General features: G+C 31.8%; 8 protein-coding genes. 6 read left to right on the top strand and 2 right to left on the bottom strand.

All coding sequences use genetic code 11. The features are described 5' to 3' along the window. A partial coding sequence (locus H9628_RS11740) for a hypothetical protein (protein ID WP_251834331.1) occupies positions 1–706 on the top strand: 706 nt, incomplete at its 5' end. A gap of 152 nt (positions 707–858) precedes the next feature. Then, positions 859–1,383 (top strand): DUF922 domain-containing protein, encoded by a 525-nt coding sequence (locus H9628_RS11735; RefSeq protein ID WP_251834330.1) that lies wholly within the window; start codon positions 859–861, stop codon positions 1,381–1,383. Positions 1,384–1,467: 84 nt separating this feature from the next. Here H9628_RS11735 and H9628_RS11730 read toward each other — a convergent pair whose 3' ends face one another. After that, positions 1,468–1,794 carry a hypothetical protein gene (locus H9628_RS11730; protein WP_251834329.1) on the bottom strand — a complete coding sequence of 109 codons (327 nt, stop codon included), beginning with the start codon at positions 1,792–1,794 and terminating at the stop codon, positions 1,468–1,470. A gap of 9 nt (positions 1,795–1,803) precedes the next feature. Between H9628_RS11730 and H9628_RS11725 the strand changes: the two genes are divergently transcribed. From H9628_RS11725 to H9628_RS11715, 3 genes are all read left to right on the top strand, one after another. Further along, positions 1,804–2,328, top strand: a complete 525-nt coding sequence (locus tag H9628_RS11725; RefSeq protein ID WP_251834328.1) for a hypothetical protein — start codon at positions 1,804–1,806, stop codon at positions 2,326–2,328. Positions 2,329–2,512: 184 nt separating this feature from the next. Next, the gene (locus tag H9628_RS11720) at positions 2,513–3,019 is read left to right on the top strand and encodes a hypothetical protein (protein WP_251834327.1); all 507 of its coding nucleotides are present in this window, start codon (positions 2,513–2,515) and stop codon (positions 3,017–3,019) included. 144 nt (positions 3,020–3,163) lie between these two features. Beyond that, positions 3,164–3,514, top strand: coding sequence for a hypothetical protein (locus H9628_RS11715; protein ID WP_251834326.1), 351 nt, complete (start codon positions 3,164–3,166; stop codon positions 3,512–3,514). Positions 3,515–3,765: 251 nt separating this feature from the next. Here H9628_RS11715 and H9628_RS11710 read toward each other — a convergent pair whose 3' ends face one another. Further along, positions 3,766–4,254 (bottom strand): hypothetical protein, encoded by a 489-nt coding sequence (locus H9628_RS11710; RefSeq protein ID WP_251834325.1) that lies wholly within the window; start codon positions 4,252–4,254, stop codon positions 3,766–3,768. A gap of 13 nt (positions 4,255–4,267) precedes the next feature. Between H9628_RS11710 and H9628_RS11705 the strand changes: the two genes are divergently transcribed. Beyond that, complete coding sequence (locus H9628_RS11705) at positions 4,268–4,630, top strand: hypothetical protein (RefSeq protein ID WP_251834324.1); 363 nt, start codon at positions 4,268–4,270, stop codon at positions 4,628–4,630. The last annotated feature ends 183 nt before the right edge of the window (positions 4,631–4,813 follow it).

Here is a 4,813-nt window from a genome sequence, read left to right as displayed (position 1 = left end):
TAAGTTTAAAGTCCGGATTTTGTACGAAGATCTGGGGCAGCAGCCGCAACCCTCCATATACGCCGGACGTTATCTGCTATCTCATAAAAATTGTACGCTTGAAGTTATGAAGAAATCAACATTTTTAATTTTGACTATTTTATTAAATTATTCCTGTTCAAAAAAACATGAAGAACATGGAAATAAATTAGAAAAAAAGGCAGAAATATATATGACAAAGGAACTTCAAAAGAATGATGAATATAAAAAACTTAATTCAATAAAAGTTTTTAAAATTGACACTCTAACTGAAAAATCACAAGCCGAATATTATTATAACTATTTATACTCAAAAGTTGAAACTTTTATTGAAACTGGAACGAATTATAGTAATGTAGCGAAATTAGAAGTAGAGAAAAGTAATTATGGAGATGTAAGTGACAAGAACATTGCTAAAAATAACTTAGAATTATCCTATAAATATGTGGATTCAGCAGAGATTTTTGAGCAAAAAAGACAATACCTCTCGCAAGTTCACCATAAATTTGATAGCTTGACACCTAAGTTTTTGGAAGTCAGTTTTGCTATGGATATTGAAACAAAAAATAGAAGTATAATAAAAGACACAGCGTTCTTGTTGTTTGACCTGAATTCAAATATTATTGACAACAAAACTTTCATACAGACAATTGAGAACAAACTGAATATAAAAAGAGACAGCAGATAACAGTGTATTTCTATTAGCGGTGTTGAAGTTTACATCATAAAGATTTTCGCGAGTTGTTCTTTATGTTATATTTACCAAAAGCAGTTATAATAATCCCCGCCAACAGAAATACCCGAAACGTTATCTGTAATTGTAAAAAATATTGCGTTAAAATGAAATACAAATTAACATTTTTAATAATTTTTTTTAATTTCCTTGCTTTTTCCCAAATTATTGAATGGAGTCCAAATTCAAAACTTACTAGAAATGATTTTCAAGGAATAATACCGGGAAACACAATTAATCACGCTGGAACTTCTTACAACGTTAGTTACGAAATCATGTCGACTTCTATTTGGACAGGAAAAATTCAAATTAGAACATATGCAATATTTAACAGGGAAGAATCTTGGTTAAACGAAACTTATTATACTGATGGATTATTAAATCATGAACAAGGACATTTTGATATTGCGCAAATTTTCGCATACAAATTGCAAAGACTGATAAATAAGGAAATTAAAAATTCTAAAGATTTTAATTCGAAAATTTCAGATTTAATTAAAATAATTGGAGATGAATGTATAGCATTTCAGGAGAAATATGATCTAGTCACAGATCACGGAACTATTTTGGAAAAGCAAAAGGAATATGACGAAATAATTGAAGAATACTTGCGCAGTAACAACTACAGATAACAGCGGTTTTGCAATAGTGCGGGATTTTCGCAAGTTTAAAAATTTTAGATTTTAAAAAAATTAGTTTATAGAAAGATTTGGCATTTAAACCGCACCATCGCAAAGCCGCAAAACGTTACCGCCCATACTACCTTCCGCCGGTCCAAAATCCGTTTTTGTAATTAATTCAGCATTGGAAATCCGGGCTTTTTCCGAGAGCATGACAACGGGTTCCGGCATTTCGTGATCACTAAGTCGCTCCGGTATTATGTTCCTCGCGCGTACGGGCGGTAACATCGTATATGGCGGATTGCGGAAGTCTGCTTTTGTATCAGAATTTTCGCTAAGTTTAAAGTCCGGTTTTTGTACGAAGATCTCGGGCAGCAGCCGCAACCCTCCATATACGCCGGACGTTACAGGCAATGTTACCAAACCGACCGTATGATAAAGAAAGAAATTGACAACATCAAAAGATCAAAAAAACATTCATTTACATTATGGAATTTTATTGAAAGATATCTCTTGGTAATTTTTCCGTTTGCAATATCTGTAGTTTCACTTTCTGCTATAAAATCAGGTGTTATAAATAATAATATAGAGTTGCAAACTATCGGTTGGATTACGTTTATAGCAAGTTTTACATTAATTTTTATATTATCAATAAAACTTTACAATAATCAATTTTTTCAATCTTACAAAATTCAAAATCTGACAATTGAGAATATTGAAAACTCATTAAAAAAAAGTGGATTTGACGATTTTGAATATAATAAAATAGGTTTCTTCGAAGTGTCCACGGGAATTACGTGGTTTTCTTGGGGTGGTACTTTGACTCTAATTCAAACGGAAAACGAATTACTCCTAAATTATAGAACTAAAGGTTTGAATGGGGTTATTTTGCCATTTACCAGTCCAATAATTAAAAAAAAGATTAAAAAATTTATTCAAGAGTTACAGAGTAGATAAAAAACACTGCCTGTAACATCGTATTGGCAATAGTGCGGAGGAATCGCAAGTTTAACGATTTCAGATGTTTCGAAGATTAATTAATAACAAGAAAGTTTCCGCGTTAAAGCCGCACCATCGCCAATACGCGAAACGTTATGCGACATTTTAACAACCACTGTTATCTCAAATAAAATTTGAAAAATTGAAAATAAAACTTGAAATATTTATATTGGTTTTTTTCTGTATTTTTAACAATCAATGTAGTGAAAATGTTGACATATTCGAAAATTCAAAATATAGAAACTCTTTGAATCTGCCTAAAACAAAAGAGACTCGAAGTTTTAACCAACTTGAAAATTTGTATAAAATATCGACTACCAAAGATTCATTAATAGTGAATGGTGACGGTTATTCTGGTTATCAATTTTTAATATTTCACAAATCTCTGGAAAAAGGCTATTTGTTTATAAAAGCCTTTGAAATGACGACCAATACTCCACTTTCTGTGGAAGAGAACTTTAAAGAAAAAACTACAGTCAATATTGATTCAATTTCAAATAAAACAAAAATGTTTCAACGAACTGCTATAATTTATGAAGGGAGAATGGGCAAATTTTATCCTGCAAGATTTGAATTATGGTTTAAGTCGAAAAAAAAGGAAATTAAATTGTTAGACAAAGAATATATGATTGATGGTTGGGACAGATAAAAAACGCCGCATAACAGGATATTTCGACAAGCGGGTATGAAGTTTTCATCGAAGATTATCTCGGTTAATTCAGTTTTCAGCAAGTATAAAGTTTTTGTATTTTTAGCCCGCCTGCAGAAATACCCGGACGTTAGGCGATATTTTATGACAACAACGTGGAATCAAGAGGAAATCAATGAATATCAAAATATTTTTGATTTAACAAATAGCTTTATTGGAAAACAAATTAATCAACTAATTTTCTTTTTAGATGATAAAGATATTGATTATAATGAACAGGAAAACATTTACGGTAAAAGCTTACTAAATGGCGTTGAAATAATATTAAATAACGAAAAATATTACTTAGGAAATTACTTTTTTGCAACACATTATAATGGTTTAAATTTAAAAAAAGGAAATATTACTGAATTTGAATTTATTGAAAATAAAAACCCCAAAAATTATCCCTCAAAATTTCTAAATGAAACAATAATTGATGCAAAAATTTATTGACATAAAGCATTTGTAGGTAAATATTTTGTTCCAATTGAAATAGCTTTTAAAACGGATAAGCATTTTATACAATTTTCAGCTATTGAAGTAAATTTCGGAGAAGTAAATACTGAATTAACAGACGAAATACTAGTTATTGAAGACAAATTAATTGCAAAAAAATTAAGCTTAGGCGAATTTGGAATTGAAAATAATGGACGATTTTTTTTTAGAAATATTAAGGAAATAAAAGAAGCCGAAAAAAACATCGCCTAACAAGGGTTTTGCAATAGTGGGGCGAAATTGCAAAGTTCAACGGAATTTCTTTTATTCAACTTTTGTGAAAAATTGAAGATTTGTGCTTCGATTGCCCCACCATCGCAAAGCCCCAATACGTTAACGCCCATACTACCTTCCGCCGGTCCAAAATCCGTTTTTGTAATTAATTCAGCATTGGAAATCCGGGCTTTTTCCGAGAGCAGGACAACGGGTTCCGGCATTTCGTGATCACTAAGTCGCCCCGGTATTATGTTCCTCGCGCGTACGGGCGGTAACATCGTATATGGCGGATTGCGGAAGTCTGCTTTTGTATCAGAATTTTCGCTAAGTTTAAAGTCCGGTTTTTGTACGAAGATCTGGGGCAGCAGCCGCAACCCTCCATATACGCCGGACGTTACCAGCAATGTTAAAATGCTCGCGAAATTAAAAATGATGTAATTTATGGCTAAAAATTTTTTACGAATATTATTTTCATTTTTCATCGTATCAACTTTAATGACAAGTTGTTCAAAAAACACCAACGACCCAAATGAAACTTTTAAATATTGGTCTGGATTTGTCGCACCAAAAAATATTAAACTTTTAAAAGGACAATATTGGCAATCTTCACATTTTTCCAAGGAATATATCATGTATTTAAAATTTAAACCAACAAAAAAATTTTGGAATGAATATATAGAAATTAATGGAATGTCAGAAGAGAAAAACGAATGGACAATTCCGGCGGATGCACCACAGTGGTTTAAACCGTCTGAAAATTCAAAGCGTTATTATCGAAATGAAGAATTTGACCAAGGTTCTCGCTATTTTTATGACACAAAAACAAACATTTGTTATATTTACGAAATACAATTATAACCTTTTGGCCGAATAAAAACACTGCTGGTAACAAGGTATTTCTACAAGCGGGTATGAAGTTTTCATCGAAGAGTTTGCGATTAATTCAATTTTTAGCAATTAGAAAGTTTTCGTATTTTTAGCCCGCCTGCAGAAATACCCAACCGTTACCGCCCATACTACCTTCCGCCGGTCCAAAATCCG

Source organism: Kaistella pullorum, assembly GCF_014837035.1.
GTDB classification, from domain to species: domain Bacteria; phylum Bacteroidota; class Bacteroidia; order Flavobacteriales; family Weeksellaceae; genus Kaistella; species Kaistella rhinocerotis.
Note: the sequence above shows the minus strand (reverse complement) of the source record. Positions and strands in the feature narration are given on the sequence as shown.